This is a genomic window from Marinobacter sp. HL-58 (assembly GCF_001314605.1).
In the GTDB taxonomy this organism is placed as follows: domain Bacteria; phylum Pseudomonadota; class Gammaproteobacteria; order Pseudomonadales; family Oleiphilaceae; genus Marinobacter.
This window is the reverse complement of the sequence record NZ_LIHP01000021.1, coordinates 1-15,597: the sequence shown is the minus strand read 5'-3', so window position 1 is coordinate 15,597 and position 15,597 is coordinate 1. Positions and strand designations below refer to the sequence as shown.

The window sequence follows — 15,597 nt, the reverse complement described above, 5'->3', positions numbered from 1 at the left end:
CCGTCCTCCTGATGAAAGCCACCCGAAAAGGGTAAAAACAGGAGGACGTAACCATGAAAAAGCACCTACTGACACTCGCAATCTGTTCCATTCTTACTATAGGGCCCAGTGCGGAGCGGGCTTTGCTTCAGTATGATTGGGGCCGCCGGTCAAACAGTGAGTAACGTCAGCCATGGATAATCTGAACCTTCGCCACCTCTATTACTTCTGGGTGATTGCCCGTGACGGCTCCATTGTGAAGGCAGCAGAAAGCCTGGACCTGACACCACAGACCCTCAGTGGCCAGCTTGCGACCTTTGAATCCGCCCTGGGCAATGCCCTTTTCCGGCGCGCCAACCGGGCGCTGCAACTGACGGACTTTGGCCAGACGGTGTTCAGCTACGCCGACGACATGTTCCAGACCGCCCAGGCGCTGACGGACGTGCTCCGGCAACCACCGGAAAACAGACCCCTGAGCCTGTCTGTCGGCATTGCTGCCTCGATCCACAAACTGATTGCGTATCATCTGACGGCGCCTGCGCTGTCTCTCTCCCGTGAGGTGCGACTGAGCTGCCGCTCCGGCGATACCACCGAACTGCTGAAACGCCTTGGCCAGCGTGAACTCGATATCGTACTGACTGACCGGCAACCTTCATCAGGTGAGGCCGGCCATTTTCGCAGCCATCGGCTGGCGAGCTCTTCCATGTCGCTGTTCGCGGCGCCGGCACTGGCGGCGACCTTGTCAGCGGATTTTCCCGCCAGTCTTGACCGGCAACCCTTTCTGGCAACCTCTCTTGATGCCCCGTATATCAGCGCCCTGATGAACTGGTTCTCCAGCCAGAACATCCGGGTGAAAGTGGTGGCGGAAGTGGACGACAGTGCCCTGATCAAGGTATTCGGGCGGGAAGGGCTGGGATACTTCGCCGCACCCACGGCAATCCGTGATGAGGTGTGCCGCCAGTACCAGGTGGTGCATGTGGCCAGTATCCACGAGGTCAGGGACACCCTGTACGGGGTGACCCGTGCCAGGGGCAGCCATAATGCCGCGGTGACCGAGTTATTGCGGGAACGTCCTGAACTGGATGATAAGATCGAAAAAAACGAACTATAAACCAGAAAAAACGACATTCCTTCCGAATGATTGTTTGTGGATGATGGCAGGGAGTCCTTCAGAAGGAGAACCGGCCATGAAAACGATCCACAAATTCCGCCTTGAATGCGGCAAAGAAGCCAATACGCTGAAGCTACGGGAAGGATACCGCGTGGTTCGCTGCGAATACGTCGTGCCCCAGAAGGGTGTCTTCCTGTGGGTGGAACAGCCACTGAACGTCACCATTCCGGTGGTAGAGCGTCAATTTGTCGTGGTGTACTCGGGCGACCCGGTACCTGTCAGCTACCAGTATCTGGATACCGCACTCGACCCGTTCGGCCCTGAGGCTTACCATGTCTTTGAGGTGGCTGAAGTACCAGCGGGCGAAGTGGTTGCGCCGAACCGGCAGACCAACGGGATTCTGTTTCATTCAGCCAGACAGCAGGTGGGGACTGCCTGACAGGCACCAGCTTTTCGGGGGCCCTGCGGGGCCCCTTTTTTATTGGAGTTTCGGATTCATGCCAGACATCATCGTGATGTTCTTCCTGCTTGGCGTCATAGCGGGAACCCTGCGCTCGGACCTGACTATCCCCAAAGCCGCTTACGATATTCTCAGCCTCCTGCTGATGCTGACCATCGGCCTCAAGGGCGGCATGGCCCTGCACGGCAATCTGCACTGGGGGCTGGTGGCCGAAGTGCTGGCGATCATGGCGCTGGGCTTTGCCATTCCCCTGATACTGTTTCCGATGCTCCGGCATCTGGTTCGCCTGAACGTGGCGGATGCCGCCAGTTTCTGCGCCCATTATGGCTCCGTCAGCGCCGGTACCTTCGCCGTGGCACTGGCCTGGGTGGAATCCCGGGGTTTGGACACTGGCGGGCAGGTAACCCTTTACCTGGTACTGCTGGAATTACCGGCGATTCTGACCGGGCTCTGGCTGTATCGGCGATACACTCAGGGAACGGCCCAGACAAGCAGTACCGGCACACCCCTGTGGCAGGAAACCCTGACCAACCGCAGTGTGGTGTTGCTGGTCGGGGGCGTGGTTATCGGCATTCTCTACGGGCCCGACCAGGGTGATGGGGTTACGGCGCCGCTGACGGGTGCGTTTTCACTGGTACTCTCCCTGTTCCTGCTGGAAATGGGGCTGGTTGCCGCAGAAACCCTGCGCAAGATCCAGCTCCGCCATTGGCGGCTGATTGCATTTGCCCTCTGCATGCCGCCGATCCTTTCCCTGCCGGGGCTGGCCACAGGCCTGTGGTTGGGGCTGGAGCCGGGTACCATAGTCATCCTCGGCGCTCTCACCGCCAGCGCTTCCTATATTGCAGCGCCGGTCGCCGTGAGGCATGCTATCCCCGAGGCAGACATCGGGCTGGCCATGCTGGCGTCTCTGGGCGTAACCTTCCCCTTCAACGTATTGATTGGTATCGGGTTATACAGTTATTTCCTGGAGCTTCTGACGGCCTGATCCGCAGCCTCGGGAGCGAACCCTCCGGACGCCTGTTTGCGCAGTGCGTCCAGGCCCCGAAAATAAAATAGCAGTTTCCTATCGAATAATTAAAAACAATCAATTTGAATGTTTCTGGTCGCACCAGTAGTTTGTGCGGCCCAAGTTAGCCATTGCCAACATTAACCAACTGGAGAATTCTCGTATGGGTATGATTAACAGCGAAATTAAGCCGTTCAACGCAACCGCCTTCAAGCAGGGCGAGTTTGTTGAAATTTCCGAAGCCGATGTAAAAGGTAAGTGGGCAGTATTTTTCTTTTACCCGGCTGATTTCACCTTTGTGTGCCCGACCGAGCTGGGCGACGTGGCAGACAAGTACGAAGAGCTCCAGAAGCTGGGTGTGGAAGTATTCTCTGTGTCCACCGACACACACTTCACCCACAAGGCATGGCACGACAGCTCCGAGACCATCGGCAAGATCAACTATTTCATGGTTGGCGACCAGACCGGCACCATCACCAACAACTTCGGTGTAATGCGTGAAGGCCAGGGCCTGGCAGACCGTGCTACTTTCCTGATCGATCCGGATGGCGTTATCCAGGCGATGGAAATCACCGCCGAAGGTATCGGCCGCGACGCGGACGACCTGATGCGTAAGGTAAAAGCCGCACAGTATGTTCGTAACCATCCCGGCGAAGTATGCCCGGCCAAGTGGAAAGAAGGCGAAGAGACTCTGGCTCCGTCACTGGACTTGGTCGGCAAGATCTAAGGTTTCGGCACCAGTGAAACCTGTAAGAGGGCCCGCTTTGCGGGCCTTCTTCGTGTCTATGTGATTGATTTGGCGCATAGAATAGCAATGGCCTATCAAATACTTTGGATCAATTAATTTGAGCTCTGCCTGGCCGGGCCGTATCGTTCCCACCTATTCGATTTATGACTCAGACTTAGTCTGCACATTCAGTTTCACAATATTCAGAGGGGAAGAAAACGCATGTTGGATGCCAGTATCAAGGAGCAATTGAAAGCCTACATGGAAAAGCTGCAGCAACCGATCGAGCTGGTTGCGGCCTATGACGACAGCAAAAAGTCCCAAGAGCTGAAGCAGCTGCTGGACGAGCTGGAGCCCATGTCAGAGAAAATCAGCCTGCGCACGGAAGAAGATCCCGACGTCCGCCGCCCGTCTTTTGCTATCAACCGTGTGGGCACAGACATTGGCGTGCGGTTTGCCGGCATTCCCATGGGCCACGAGTTCACGTCACTGGTGCTGGCGCTGTTGCAGGTGGGTGGCCACCCCTCGAAGGCGAGCCAGGAAGTGATCGAGCAGGTTCAGTCCCTGGACGGCGAATTTGAATTCGAGACCTATTTCTCCCTGTCGTGCCAGAACTGCCCGGACGTGGTGCAGGCCCTGAACCTGATGAGCGTGCTCAACCCGAAGATCAGGCACACGTCTATTGATGGCGCCCTGTTCCAGGACGAAGTCGAAAAGCGCGAAGTGATGGCCGTGCCCAGCGTTTACCTCAACGGCGAGAACTTTGGCCAGGGTCGAATGACGCTGGAAGAGATCGTCGCCAAACTGGACACCAACTCCGATGCCCGCGAAGCAGAAAAGCTCAGGCACAAGGATCCGTTCGAGGTGCTCGTCATTGGTGGTGGCCCCGCCGGTTCCTCGGCAGCCATCTATGCTGCCCGTAAGGGTATCTCCACCGGTATTGCTGCCGAGCGCTTCGGTGGCCAGGTGGCGGACACCATGGGCATCGAGAACCTGATTTCCGTGCCCTACACAGAAGGCCCGAAACTGGTCTCGGCCATGGAGCAGCACGTAAAAGAGTACGACGTGGACATCATGAACCTGCAGCGTGCGGAAAAGCTGATTCCGGCGGCCCGCAGGGGTGGCCTGCACGAGGTTCGCCTGGCCAATGGCGCGTCTCTGAAAGCCCGCACAGTGGTTCTTTCCACCGGTGCCCGCTGGCGCCAGATGGGCGTGCCCGGCGAAGAGGAATACCGCAACAAGGGCGTGGCCTATTGCCCCCACTGTGACGGCCCATTGTTCAAGGGCAAGCGGGTGGCGGTGATCGGTGGCGGCAACTCCGGTGTGGAAGCGGCCATCGACCTGGCCGGTATTGTCGGCCACGTGACACTGATCGAGTTCGGCGCACAAATGCGTGCCGATGAGGTGCTGCAGAAGAAACTGCGCAGCCTGAACAACGTGGAAATCATTACCTCCGGGCAGACCACCGAAATCACCGGTGAGAATGGCAAGGTCAACGGCCTGCAGTATACTGACCGTAACACCGGTGAGAGCCATCACGTGTCGCTGGAAGGTGTGTTTGTCCAGATTGGCCTGGTGCCGAACACCGAGTGGCTGAAGGGTGATATCGAGCTGAGTCAGCATGGCGAGATCATCGTCAACGACCGTAACGAAACGTCCATTCCCGGCGTTTTTGCGGCGGGCGATGCCACCACTGTGCCCTACAAGCAGATCGTGATTTCCATGGGTGAAGGCTCCAAGGCTGCACTGAGTGCGTTCGACTTCCTGATCCGCAACTCGGCCGAAGATGAGGACGATCAGGCCGCCTGACCCCCTTAACCCCGGAAACCGTGATTGGAGAGGATACGGATATGACACTGCAATCACTTCTCGGGATCGACCTGCCCATCATCCAGGCGCCGATGGCAGGGGTACAGGGAGGCCCCTGCCGTGAGGCGTTGTAACCGGGTTATTCTTCAGGCATCCGGCTACGGTTTGTGTCCAGGTTATATGCATTTAACCCTTTGTAATTAAACGCTAATTGTATGGCAATGACGAGTGGTTTTTCTGTCTGTCATGGTGCGCGCGCATTCATGACAAACGAGGAAGGAAACCATGTCACTAAAACGCGTTGCACTGTTGAGTTCTGCATTTCTTTTTGCGACTTCACTGGCCCATGCCAACCCTGACGACGAGTCTGCTCAGCCCTCTACCTCAGGCTCTACCCAATCGGAACAAACTACCCAGCCTGGTACTTCACAGTCCGGTACCTCCCAGCCCGGTAATTCGGAACAGGGGACATCACAGCAGGGTACGTCTCAGCAAGGCACCTCCCAGCCAGGCAATTCTCAACCAGGCAACTCTCAATCAGGTTCATCCGAGCAAGGCGGAAGCCAGCCTGGCACCAACCAACAGGGTGGCACGACAGGACAGGGCCAGTCCGGCACGATGGGCGGCGAGCAGTCTGGCGATACCCAGGCCGGTGGTCAGCCCGGTTATGAGGAAGAAACCGAGGAGAATGATGAGGAAGAAAGCTGGTAAGACTGCGTTGACGTAAGGGGCTCCATGCCCCTTGGTGTTGTATTCATGTTGCTTGGGCGGCCCTGTTCGGGCCGCTTTTTTGATTAGATCTCGGATTCCCCTGCCCACCAGGTAAGCCAGCGAGTACACCCTCACAAGTTGATCCGGCCGATTACTTTCTGTACACTTTATTTTAATTGAACGTTCAATTAACAAAGATGGACAGAAGCGCGATGCCGATTGTTGGCGTAAAAGACACCCGAAAGCAGCAATTGATTGATGCCACCATGGCGTCCATTGCCGAGCTGGGCCTGCAGAACACCACCATCATCTCCATCAGCCGCCGCGCGGGGATGTCATCAGGCATTATCAGCCACTATTTTGGCGGCAAGCAGCAGTTGATCGAGGCCGCGCTGCGCTACCTGCTGGACCAGCTGGGCAAGGAGCTGCGGGAGCGTATGGCCCGCACCGACGGTTCACCCGAGCAGCGTCTGGAATGCATCGTGGAAGCCAACTTTTCCGAGTTCCAGCGCTCTGACCTGGCAGCAAAAACCTGGCTCAGCTTCTGGGCCCGCTCCATGCACGAGCCAGGACTGCAACGCCTGCAGCAAATCAACAACGCCAGGTTGTACAGCAACCTGAGGTACTCCTTTGCCCAGCGTTTGCCGAAACAGGCTGCCACTGAAGCTGCCCGCCAGATGGCAGCAATGATCGATGGCTTCTGGCTGCGCAGTGCATTGAGTAGCGACCCCCAGGAAGGCTTCGCCGCAGCGGAAACACTGTGTAAGCGATTTGCATTGAACACCCTCAACACGTCCGTGAATTCACCAGCCCAGGCTTGAACACCATGACAGCATTGCCCCGTTATCAGAACTTCATCAATGGCCAGCCCCTGGCCAATGAATCCGGCGAAACCTTCCCGGTGGTCAATCCGGCCACGGGCAAGGTGATCTATGAAATGGAAATTGCCGATGACAGCATCCGCAAGGCGGCCATCGACAGTGCCCGGGCGGGCTTCAGGGTCTGGTCTGCCATGACCGGCGCCCAGCGTGGCCGGATCCTGCAACGGGCCGTGGCACTGTTGCGGGAGCGCAACGATGAGCTGGCGGCGCTGGAAGTGAAAGACACCGGCAAGCCGTGGCAGGAAGCACAGGTAGTGGATGTGGTCACCGGTGCCGATACCCTGGAATATTTTGCCGGCCTGGCAGCGTCGGTTGAGGGTAACCAGCAGGACCTTGGGGACGACTTCTACTACACCCGCCGGGAACCTCTGGGCGTTTGTGCCGGTATCGGCGCCTGGAACTACCCGCTGCAGATTGCCTGCTGGAAGTCTGCTCCGGCTCTGGCCACGGGTAACAGCATGATTTTCAAACCGTCCGAGGAGACCCCCATGGGGGCTCTCAAGCTGGCAGAAATCTTTATCGAAGCCGGTGTGCCGGCTGGCGTGTTCAATGTGGTTCAGGGTGCTGGCGATGTCGGTGCCTGGCTGACCCATCACCCGGACATTGCCAAGGTGTCGTTCACCGGGGAAGTGGGCACCGGCAAGAAGGTGATGACGGCAGCGGCCTCCACCCTGAAAGATGTCACCATGGAACTCGGTGGTAAATCACCGCTGATCATCTTTGACGATGCCGATGTCGAAAACGCCGTGTCGGCTGCCATGCTGGGCAACTTCTACACCCAGGGTGAAGTCTGCACCAACGGCACCCGGGTATTCGTGCACGAGGCCATCTATTCCGAATTCATGGACCGGTTGCTGGAGCGCACGCTGAACAACATCCGCATGGGTGACCCCACCGATCCGGAAACCAATTTCGGCGCACTCATCTCGCAGAAACACCAGCAACTGGTGCTGGACTACATCGAGAAGGGCATCGCCGAAGGCGCCACCCTCAGCCATGGTGGCAAGGCCGCAAAGCCGGCCTCTGCCCCTGGTGGCTACTTCGTGGAGCCCACCATTTTCACCGACTGTACCGACGACATGACCATCTGCCGCGAGGAAATCTTCGGGCCAGTCATGTCGGTACTGACCTTCTCCGATGAAGAGGAAGTGGTGGACCGGGCCAACGACACCGACACCGGCCTGGCCGCCGGGGTGTTCACCAACGACATCCGCCGCGCCCACCGGGTGATCCACCGCATTGAGGCGGGCATTTGCTGGATCAACAGTTACGGTGCTTCGCCGGCGGAAATGCCGGTGGGTGGTTACAAACTCTCCGGCATTGGCCGCGAAAACGGCCGTGCGACACTCGACCACTATACCCAGCTCAAAGCGGTGTATGTGGGCATGGAGGATATAGACAGCCCTTTTTAACCGGGCTGGCGGGAGCTGCGTATGAAAGAAGCAATCTACGATTACATCATTGTCGGGGCCGGGTCTGCCGGTTGTGTGCTGGCCAACCGGCTTACCGAGGATGGCCGCCACCGGGTGCTGCTGCTGGAAACCGGCGGCAGCGACAAGAGCATCTTTATCCAGATGCCCACGGCCCTGTCCATTCCCATGAACACCAGGAAATACGCCTGGCAGTTCGAAACCGAGCCGGAGCCCTACCTGGATAATCGCCGCATGCATTGCCCCCGGGGCAAGGTGCTGGGCGGTTCCTCTTCCATCAACGGCATGGTTTACGTGCGCGGCCATGCCCGTGACTTTGATGAATGGCAGCAACAGGGGGCCGATGGCTGGGATTATCGCCACTGCCTGCCCTATTTCAAGAAGGCGGAAACCTGGGCCTTCGGTGGCGACACCTACCGCGGTGATCAGGGCCCCCTCGGTGTGAACAACGGCAACAACATGCAGAACCCGCTCTACCAGGCCTTTGTGGATGCGGGCGTGGATGCCGGTTATTTCGCCACCGACGATTACAACGGCGCCCGCCAGGAAGGGTTTGGTGCCATGCACATGACCGTCAGGAATGGCCGCCGCTGGTCCACTGCCAATGCCTACCTGCGCCCCGCCATGGAGCGGGATAACCTGACGGTTGTTACCCATGCGCTGGTTCACAAGGTATTGCTGGAAGGCAAGCAGGCCACCGGTGTGCGTTATGAGAAAGCAGGCAAACTGGTAGATGTGAAGGCTGCCAAGGAAGTGATTCTCTGTGCCGGCTCCATAGGCTCGCCCCACCTGCTGCAGCTCTCCGGTATCGGGAACCGGGAGGTACTGGAGCAGGCGGATATTCCGGTGAATCACGAGCTGCCCGGCGTGGGTGGCAACCTGCAGGATCACCTGGAGTTCTACTTCCAGTTCCGCTGTAAACAGCCGGTGTCCCTCAACGGCAAGCTCGACTGGTGGAACAAGCTCAAGATCGGTGTTCGCTGGCTGTTGAGGAAGGATGGCCTGGGTGCCACCAACCATTTCGAGTCCTGCGGTTTTATCCGTTCCAGGGCGGGTGTGGAGTGGCCGGACCTCCAGTATCACTTTCTGCCCGCGGCCATGCGCTACGACGGCAAGGAAGCCTTCAACGGAGACGGCTTCCAGCTGCACATCGGCCACAACAAGCCCAAGAGCCGTGGTTCGGTTTACGTGCAGTCAGACGATCCGCGCCAGCCGCCGCGCATCCTGTTCAACTATCTGCAGCATGAAGACGATCGTGAAGGCTTCCGTGATTGTGTACGGCTGACCCGGGAAATCATCAACCAGCCGGCCATGGACGCCTACCGGGGCCCGGAAATTCAGCCAGGAGTGGATGTACAGAGCGACGAGGAAATAGACGCCTTTGTGCGCCAGGCGGTAGAGAGCGCCTATCACCCATCCTGTACCTGCAAGATGGGCGTGGATGAGCAGGCGGTTGTAGGCCCGGATACCCGGGTTCATGGCCTGACCGGACTGCGGGTAGTGGACTCGTCCATCTTCCCGATCATACCCAACGGCAACCTCAATGCCCCCACCATCATGGTGGCGGAGCGTGCCGCTGACCTTATTCGTGGCATAGAGCCACTGAAACCGTCCGACGCCCCCGTGGCAATGGACGAACAATGGCGGGATCGTCAGCGCCCAGGAGAGGCCAGACGCAAGATCGCCTGACCATACCCCGGCGGTGCAACGGCCGCCGGTAATATGCAAACCATCAGGATTTACCTATCGTCGCTGCGGCCAGCAAAACCGTGCCGTCACGAGCGCGCGATAGTTAAGTGTTGACCCGTCAACGCGGGGGTTTGTGTCCGATTCGAATGAACACGTGCTTCAAAGTAGAGGAGGAACACCCATGTTGTCCGATATAATAACGAGTCCTTGCCGCCGGAGGTGTGTATGACACTCTGGTTATCCACAGGCCTGATTTTTACATTCGCGGCTATCGCGCTGATCCTGTTCAAGTGGTGGGATCTGAAAGTCATCGGTGTAACGCCGGTGCGCACCTTCACGTTTATTGCCATCCTGTTTACGTCTGGCCTGGATGTGGGCCTGATCATGTTCCCGCTGACCGAATTCGGCGGCTATGGTGATCTGGCGGAGAGCCCGGAATACGGCTTTGCCAACCCGCTGGCCATCGAGTTCGGCTTCTGGGCCTTCCTGATCTGGGGATTTTACTTCCTCACCTGTTTCTATTTCTGTGTGATCGAACCGCGGGTGAAGTTCTTCGATATTCCACTGGTTAAAGTGGTCAACAATGTGGTGATTATCGGAACCTGCGCCTTTACCGCCTTCCTGCTGCTGGTCAATCTGCCCTGGTACCTGCCGGAGATCGGTGACGGTGAAACGGTGGTGCCCACCTTCTACCTGATCGTCTTTGCAGCGATTGCGGTAGCGGTGTATTCCAGCAGTAAACTCAAATACGTTCGCATACTCAGCCTGGGCTCCAGCTGGCTGTTCATTGCCCTGATCGGCTTGATGTGGGGCCGCGCCTTCCTGACCGGCAACGGCAGTGTGGGGGACTTCTTCGGCACCGCGGGCCTGATTGGTGAGTATTTCACCAACCTCCACCACTTCATGTTGCCGCTGAACGACTACCACGAGTTCTACCTGTTCTGGTGGTTCTCCTGGAGTATCATGATCGGCCAGTTCACTGCCCGCTTTGTCAGCGGCCTGCGCACCTGGCAGCTGATGATCGCCATGCTGGTATTTCCGTCCATTGCCATCGGAACCTGGTTCTCGGTGCTGTACCACTATCACGCCGAGGGCCTGAGCATTGCCGCGTTTATCAACGTTGCGATGATCTCGGTGGGTATCCTGATGGTGATCAACTCGCTGGATTCGCTCATCCGGCTGTATACCGATAACCTGAACCTCACTGCCAGGCGGCTGGGCCAGGGCAGGTATTATCTCGGTAACCTGATCGCCATGTCCGGCCTGACCCTGCTGTTCCAGCTGGATTTCCTGCGTATCCAGTGGGTCGGTGCACTGGTTATTGCGATGTACTTCTCCTGTTTCGTCTACATTGTCATGAAACGCCGTGCAGAGGTCATGGGGATTGAAGCCTCACCCAAAGAGAATACACTCGACTTCAGGAAGATAGAGTTAGCGAGCTAGTTCCATACACCATCAGGGGAATCCGGGAGGGATTTATGTTTCTCGCCGAAAAAGCGACCGGTCATATGATCGAAGTGCTGGACACCAGGGCGCTGTTTGATCCCAACGAATCGACAGTGCAGGGTAGCCTGCACTTCGGTGAAGAAGCCCAGGACCCGGAGTTGTTCGAGAAGGCCGGCCTGAACTTCCCCTCCGGGGAATCCCTGCCGCTGTGCTGGACGGACCCGGATTATCGCACAAGGTGATCCGGCCCTCCTGTAAGCCATCACTCTCATCCGGCTCTATTCGTCATGCTTGAGGGGATGAGTTATACCGACATGGCGGGGCAGGTTGTCAGCCTGATTGCGCTGGGTTTCTGCATCGTGGGCTTTGCCAGCAAGCGGGATGACCGCCTGATGGTACTGCTGATATCCGCCAATGTGGCCTTTGCAGCGCAGTTTGCGCTGTTTGGCAGCTGGACAGCGGCCATTCTGAGCCTGCTGGTGATTGGCCGCATCATGCTGGCCCGTCGTTACCTTGGCAGTTGGAAGGTGATGCTGGCAGTGCTGGTGGTGAACCTGGTGGCAGCAGCACTGACCTGGCGCAGCCCGGTGGATTTCTTCGCCATCGCCGCCGCCATCTTCGGGACTGTGGGCATGTTCATGCTGCGGGACATTCCCATGCGGCTGATGCTGATGGCTGCTGCCATTGCCTGGATGCTGAACAACATCGTCATCGGCTCGGTGGGCGGTACCCTGGCGGAGGGCATGGTGGTGGTCACCAATTTCATCACCATTGTCCGGCTTACCCGGATGAAGCGGCGTTACCCGGAAGCCTTTGAAAAACTGAAGGAACCCGGTTTATAGCCGGGCGCCTTCAAAGCCTTTCAGCACATTCACCACGTTCACACCAATGGCATCCACGTCATAACCGCCTTCCATGGTAAACAGGGTGGGCAGGTTCAGTTTGCCCAGCCGGTTGCCCATCAGCAGGTAGTCTGCCGACGTCAGTTTGAAGAAGGAAATCGGGTCGTCCTCGAAGGTGTCCACGCCCAGGGCAACGACCAGGGCATCTGGTTGAAAATCTTCTATTTTGCGACAGGCGGTTTCCAGGCCTTCGCGCCAGACGGAAAAAGGCGTGCCGGGCGGATAGACAATGTTCAGGTTGAAGCCCTCGCCGTTGCCTTCCCCGGTCTCGTCTTCAAACCCCAGGAAATGGGGAAACACCAGATCCGGGTCGCCGTGAAGGCTGATGGTCATCACGTCGTTTCGCTGGTAGAAAATGCTCTGGGTGCCATTGCCGTGGTGAAAATCCACATCCAGCACCGCCACCCGCGTGGCGCCCTGATCCCGGAACGCCTGGGCGGACAGGGCAGCGTTATTGAAAAAGCAGTAGCCACCGAACAGATCGGCGTGGGCATGATGGCCGGGCGGGCGGCACAGGGCGAAAGCGGCGGATTCACCATTGGCCACCAGCGCCTGGGCGGTCAGCGCGACATTGGCAGAGGCACAGGCGGCATCCCAGGTGCCCTCGGTAATGGAGGTTTCCGCGGCAAAACTGTAGTAACCCAGGCGGCCATCAATGTCTTTCGGTACCCGGTGCCGCATGCCGCGGCCAGGCCACACGGCGGGAATGGCTTCACCGGGCTTGCCCTCGGCCGTCCAGTCTGCCCAGCTTGTCCTGAGGAAGTCCACGTAATCCCGGGTATGTACCCGGAGCACCGGCCCCAGGCCAAACTCTTGCGGTGGTAACACCTCTCCCAACGGTTCCTTTTTTACCCGGCTGAGTATGGTCTCGGCGCGTGACGGCTTCTCATGGGGCGCGATCAGGATGCCGCCATCCAGCTCGGTTGTGGCCGTGCGGCGGTTGTGCAACGGTGAAAAAACGGTTTTCATGGGAAGGTAGCCCGTGTTGATGTCGGTGAACCAGGTATTCTGAGGCTGCTGACAGTATATTGCCCAACACACCAAACAACGAATCCAGTTGCAGGAAACCGTCATGAAAATCGCTGTCTTTTGTGGCTCCAGCCGGGGCAATGACCAACGTTTTGCCGAAGCCGCCGAAGAGTTTGGCAACTACATGGCCAGCCAGGGCATGGACCTGGTGTTCGGTGGCGGTAAGGTGGGGCTGATGGGCGTGGTTGCCGATGCGGTGCTGGCCGGTGGCCGGGAGGTGTACGGCGTTATCCCCGAATCCCTGCGTGACCGGGAACTGGCCCACCAGGGCCTCACCAGGCTGGACGTGGTGGCCTCCATGCACGAGCGCAAGGCCCTGATGGCGGACATGGCCGATGCTTTCGTGGCCCTGCCCGGCGGCCCCGGCACCATGGATGAGATTTTTGAAGCCTGGACCTGGGGCCAGCTCGGCTATCACAACAAGCCCTGCGCGTTCTATAACGTCGACGGCTACTACGACGAGCTGCTGGCCTTCATCCGCAAGATGTCCGGTGCTGGCTTCCTCAAGCCAGAATACGCGGCCATGGTGATTGTGGAACAACAACCGGAAGCGCTGATATCCGCTCTGGAAAACTATCAGCCACCAGCGCGTAAATGGTCGTAAAGGCTCTGGAGACTCAGGTTTTCCGTTGCCAGAGAGCGTGACGTAACGCAGAGTGCTCCGCAGGCGGCACCGAGTTGAAGGCAGGTTTGACGGTTGTGGCCCTTCAGGTAGCCAACCAGAAAACCACTGAAAAAGGCATCGCCGGCGCCATTGGTGTCCCGCACCTCATTGACCGGAAACGCAGGCTGCTCCAGCCAGTCACCGTTCCGGTCGAGGAGGGTGGCGCCATCAGCACCATGGGTACACACCACCAGCTCCTTGCCCTCATTGATCATCTTTTCCATGAACCCGCGATAGTCCACCAGGTTGTCGCTGGACAGGAAAATTACGTTGGCGGCATCGATAAACGGTTGATGATGGGGATTGCGGCCATCGTAATCATGCAGGTCCGTCCACACCGGTTTGGCCGCTTTTCTTGCCAGGGCCAGCGCCGGTTTTGCGTAGCCGAGAATGTTAACCACCGCCAGCTCACAGTCCCGCATGGCAGCCTCCACCGGAACCCAGTCAACCGTTGCCGGTTCCGCAGGCGGCTGGATGAACAGGGAAATCCGCCCTCCGCGAGGGTCCATCAGGTTCACATGCTGTTCAGTTGGCGTATCGGTTGTTTCAATTAATAAATGGATTCCCGGGAGGCCCAGCGCACGGCTGGCAAAGCCTCCCTCCTGATCTCGCCCCAGGAGGGAGTGCAGTATAACGGGGCGCCCCAAAGCCGACAGGTTCAGTGCCTTGCCTGCGCCGGTACTGCCCAGGGTTCTATAACTTTCGTTGGGCCAGATTGTCTGCGGCACAGGTTGCGGCAGTGCATCAAGCTGGATCACGGTGTCTACGGAGACACCACCGATAATCAGTATGGGTTTGGTCATGGAGCGGGCACCTTGACTGAAAGATCGTGTAATCCTACCCATTATTCAACGAGCCCGGCTCCTCCCCGCGGCTACGCCCCGGAACGGTCTTATCCCTGGAGTTATACGAACGCGTTCGCAAAACTCCAGGGAAAAGGCGGGAAACCTTTGTAAGTCTCTGATAGTGTTGAAGCTGAGTGAGAGTGTCGTGGAGTTATACGCCTTCCCAAAGGAATGAAAAATTTACTGAGGAGGACTTATAACTCCGGTGGTGGCCGTGTTAGTTTCTGGCTAACGGTTGTTTTTTAGGAAATTTTCCGGAACCAGAAGGGCGGCTGAAAGCGGAGTTATACGAACGGGTGATATGCGAATGCGTTCGTATAATACGCTGTTAACAATAGGGAAGGTGTTCAGATCATGGAAGGTTTGATTCTTGTTTTTCATGGATTGGTTGTCGGTAGTGCCCTCTATCTTGGTTTTTACTTTTTTTTCTTCATGCTTGGGGTGCTTATAGACGATAGATCCGGGACTGTGGGGAGTTCCCTCATGGATAAATGTATGGACAAAATGCCGTTTTTTCTATTTGTCATTGCAATGTTCATATTCCCACTCATTATTTTTATCTTGTCATTCACTCCGACAATGTTGGCTCTTGCGTTTGGGCCAGCTTATGTTTTTGAAGTGAGTTCGGTTTTCAAATGTAATGGGATTGTTTTAGGTTCAAGAACGGGAGTCACTGAAATCAATGCGTGTACAAAGGGACCTGTTTGGATTGGCGTGATTTTAGGCTTCTGCCTTTTAGCATACTTCCGAATTTTCAGGCACTCTAGCAGTGACGAAGAGTCACAAGGGTGAACCTATCTTTTATCTTGTTAACAAGTGACTGTGGTGTCAATTCGATAAATTAAGCCATTTCACCTCGCCATGATTCCTGGTTTTTGATCATGGTATTGAGCACCACAATCATCTTT

The 15,597-nt window shown here is 57.3% G+C and carries 16 protein-coding genes; 14 read left to right on the top strand and 2 right to left on the bottom strand.

Going from position 1 to position 15,597, the window contains the following annotated elements; genetic code table 11:
- The first annotated feature begins 172 nt into the window (after positions 1–172).
- The 12 genes from HLUCCO03_RS17925 (at position 173) to HLUCCO03_RS17870 (ending at position 12,091) form a co-directional block, all read left to right on the top strand.
- Entirely contained in the window at positions 173–1,090 is a 918-nt protein-coding gene (locus tag HLUCCO03_RS17925) for a LysR family transcriptional regulator (protein ID WP_036197107.1), read from the top strand.
- 76 nt (positions 1,091–1,166) lie between these two features.
- Positions 1,167–1,529 (top strand): hypothetical protein, encoded by a 363-nt coding sequence (locus tag HLUCCO03_RS17920; protein WP_051603729.1) that lies wholly within the window; start codon positions 1,167–1,169, stop codon positions 1,527–1,529.
- Positions 1,530–1,587: 58 nt separating this feature from the next.
- Positions 1,588–2,535 (top strand): sodium-dependent bicarbonate transport family permease, encoded by a 948-nt coding sequence (locus tag HLUCCO03_RS17915; RefSeq protein WP_027830212.1) that lies wholly within the window; start codon positions 1,588–1,590, stop codon positions 2,533–2,535.
- 184 nt (positions 2,536–2,719) lie between these two features.
- Positions 2,720–3,283 (top strand): alkyl hydroperoxide reductase subunit C, encoded by a 564-nt coding sequence (ahpC, locus tag HLUCCO03_RS17910; RefSeq protein WP_081813467.1) that lies wholly within the window; start codon positions 2,720–2,722, stop codon positions 3,281–3,283.
- Positions 3,284–3,505: 222 nt separating this feature from the next.
- Complete coding sequence (ahpF, locus tag HLUCCO03_RS17905; RefSeq protein ID WP_027830210.1) at positions 3,506–5,092, top strand: alkyl hydroperoxide reductase subunit F; 1,587 nt, start codon at positions 3,506–3,508, stop codon at positions 5,090–5,092.
- A gap of 285 nt (positions 5,093–5,377) precedes the next feature.
- The gene (locus HLUCCO03_RS17900; protein ID WP_155939847.1) at positions 5,378–5,803 is read left to right on the top strand and encodes a hypothetical protein; all 426 of its coding nucleotides are present in this window, start codon (positions 5,378–5,380) and stop codon (positions 5,801–5,803) included.
- A 212-nt stretch (positions 5,804–6,015) separates the two neighbouring features.
- A complete protein-coding gene (gene betI, locus HLUCCO03_RS17895) occupies positions 6,016–6,624 on the top strand; it encodes a transcriptional regulator BetI (RefSeq protein WP_027830209.1) in 609 nt (202 codons plus the stop codon).
- 5 nt (positions 6,625–6,629) lie between these two features.
- The gene (gene betB / locus HLUCCO03_RS17890; RefSeq protein ID WP_027830208.1) at positions 6,630–8,096 is read left to right on the top strand and encodes a betaine-aldehyde dehydrogenase; all 1,467 of its coding nucleotides are present in this window, start codon (positions 6,630–6,632) and stop codon (positions 8,094–8,096) included.
- 21 nt (positions 8,097–8,117) lie between these two features.
- Positions 8,118–9,803 carry a choline dehydrogenase gene (gene betA / locus HLUCCO03_RS17885; RefSeq protein WP_027830207.1) on the top strand — a complete coding sequence of 562 codons (1,686 nt, stop codon included), beginning with the start codon at positions 8,118–8,120 and terminating at the stop codon, positions 9,801–9,803.
- Between the two features lie 225 nt (positions 9,804–10,028).
- The gene (locus tag HLUCCO03_RS17880; protein ID WP_027830206.1) at positions 10,029–11,246 is read left to right on the top strand and encodes a choline transporter; all 1,218 of its coding nucleotides are present in this window, start codon (positions 10,029–10,031) and stop codon (positions 11,244–11,246) included.
- A 35-nt stretch (positions 11,247–11,281) separates the two neighbouring features.
- Entirely contained in the window at positions 11,282–11,491 is a 210-nt protein-coding gene (locus tag HLUCCO03_RS17875) for a hypothetical protein (RefSeq protein WP_027830205.1), read from the top strand.
- Between the two features lie 45 nt (positions 11,492–11,536).
- Positions 11,537–12,091 carry a YgjV family protein gene (locus HLUCCO03_RS17870; RefSeq protein ID WP_027830204.1) on the top strand — a complete coding sequence of 185 codons (555 nt, stop codon included), beginning with the start codon at positions 11,537–11,539 and terminating at the stop codon, positions 12,089–12,091.
- On the opposite strand, the gene HLUCCO03_RS17865 is transcribed toward HLUCCO03_RS17870, so the two are convergent.
- Positions 12,086–13,120, bottom strand: a complete 1,035-nt coding sequence (locus HLUCCO03_RS17865) for a histone deacetylase family protein (protein ID WP_027830203.1) — start codon at positions 13,118–13,120, stop codon at positions 12,086–12,088. The genes HLUCCO03_RS17870 and HLUCCO03_RS17865 overlap by 6 nt on opposite strands.
- Before the next feature lie 103 nt (positions 13,121–13,223).
- On the opposite strand from HLUCCO03_RS17865, the gene HLUCCO03_RS17860 reads away from it, so the two are divergent.
- Positions 13,224–13,784, top strand: coding sequence for a TIGR00730 family Rossman fold protein (locus HLUCCO03_RS17860; RefSeq protein ID WP_027830202.1), 561 nt, complete (start codon positions 13,224–13,226; stop codon positions 13,782–13,784).
- On the opposite strand, the gene HLUCCO03_RS17855 is transcribed toward HLUCCO03_RS17860, so the two are convergent.
- A complete protein-coding gene (locus HLUCCO03_RS17855) occupies positions 13,757–14,647 on the bottom strand; it encodes a carbohydrate kinase family protein (RefSeq protein ID WP_027830201.1) in 891 nt (296 codons plus the stop codon). The two genes, HLUCCO03_RS17860 and HLUCCO03_RS17855, sit on opposite strands and share 28 nt — an antisense overlap.
- Positions 14,648–15,043: 396 nt before the next feature.
- On the opposite strand from HLUCCO03_RS17855, the gene HLUCCO03_RS17850 reads away from it, so the two are divergent.
- On the top strand, positions 15,044–15,481 hold the full coding sequence (locus tag HLUCCO03_RS17850) for a hypothetical protein (RefSeq protein WP_027830200.1): 438 nt from the start codon (positions 15,044–15,046) through the stop codon (positions 15,479–15,481).
- Positions 15,482–15,597: the final 116 nt, after the last annotated feature.

Coding starts and splice junctions, on each gene's coding strand:
- HLUCCO03_RS17855 (WP_027830201.1), bottom strand. CDS start 14,647: ATGACCAAACCCATACTGATTATCGGTGGTGTCTCCGTAGACACCGTG.
- HLUCCO03_RS17900 (WP_155939847.1), top strand. CDS start 5,378: ATGTCACTAAAACGCGTTGCACTGTTGAGTTCTGCATTTCTTTTTGCG.
- betI (WP_027830209.1), top strand. CDS start 6,016: ATGCCGATTGTTGGCGTAAAAGACACCCGAAAGCAGCAATTGATTGAT.
- betB (WP_027830208.1), top strand. CDS start 6,630: ATGACAGCATTGCCCCGTTATCAGAACTTCATCAATGGCCAGCCCCTG.
- HLUCCO03_RS17850 (WP_027830200.1), top strand. CDS start 15,044: ATGGAAGGTTTGATTCTTGTTTTTCATGGATTGGTTGTCGGTAGTGCC.
- HLUCCO03_RS17880 (WP_027830206.1), top strand. CDS start 10,029: ATGACACTCTGGTTATCCACAGGCCTGATTTTTACATTCGCGGCTATC.
- ahpF (WP_027830210.1), top strand. CDS start 3,506: ATGTTGGATGCCAGTATCAAGGAGCAATTGAAAGCCTACATGGAAAAG.
- ahpC (WP_081813467.1), top strand. CDS start 2,720: ATGGGTATGATTAACAGCGAAATTAAGCCGTTCAACGCAACCGCCTTC.
- HLUCCO03_RS17920 (WP_051603729.1), top strand. CDS start 1,167: ATGAAAACGATCCACAAATTCCGCCTTGAATGCGGCAAAGAAGCCAAT.
- HLUCCO03_RS17915 (WP_027830212.1), top strand. CDS start 1,588: ATGCCAGACATCATCGTGATGTTCTTCCTGCTTGGCGTCATAGCGGGA.
- HLUCCO03_RS17925 (WP_036197107.1), top strand. CDS start 173: ATGGATAATCTGAACCTTCGCCACCTCTATTACTTCTGGGTGATTGCC.
- HLUCCO03_RS17865 (WP_027830203.1), bottom strand. CDS start 13,120: ATGAAAACCGTTTTTTCACCGTTGCACAACCGCCGCACGGCCACAACC.
- HLUCCO03_RS17875 (WP_027830205.1), top strand. CDS start 11,282: ATGTTTCTCGCCGAAAAAGCGACCGGTCATATGATCGAAGTGCTGGAC.
- betA (WP_027830207.1), top strand. CDS start 8,118: ATGAAAGAAGCAATCTACGATTACATCATTGTCGGGGCCGGGTCTGCC.
- HLUCCO03_RS17870 (WP_027830204.1), top strand. CDS start 11,537: ATGCTTGAGGGGATGAGTTATACCGACATGGCGGGGCAGGTTGTCAGC.
- HLUCCO03_RS17860 (WP_027830202.1), top strand. CDS start 13,224: ATGAAAATCGCTGTCTTTTGTGGCTCCAGCCGGGGCAATGACCAACGT.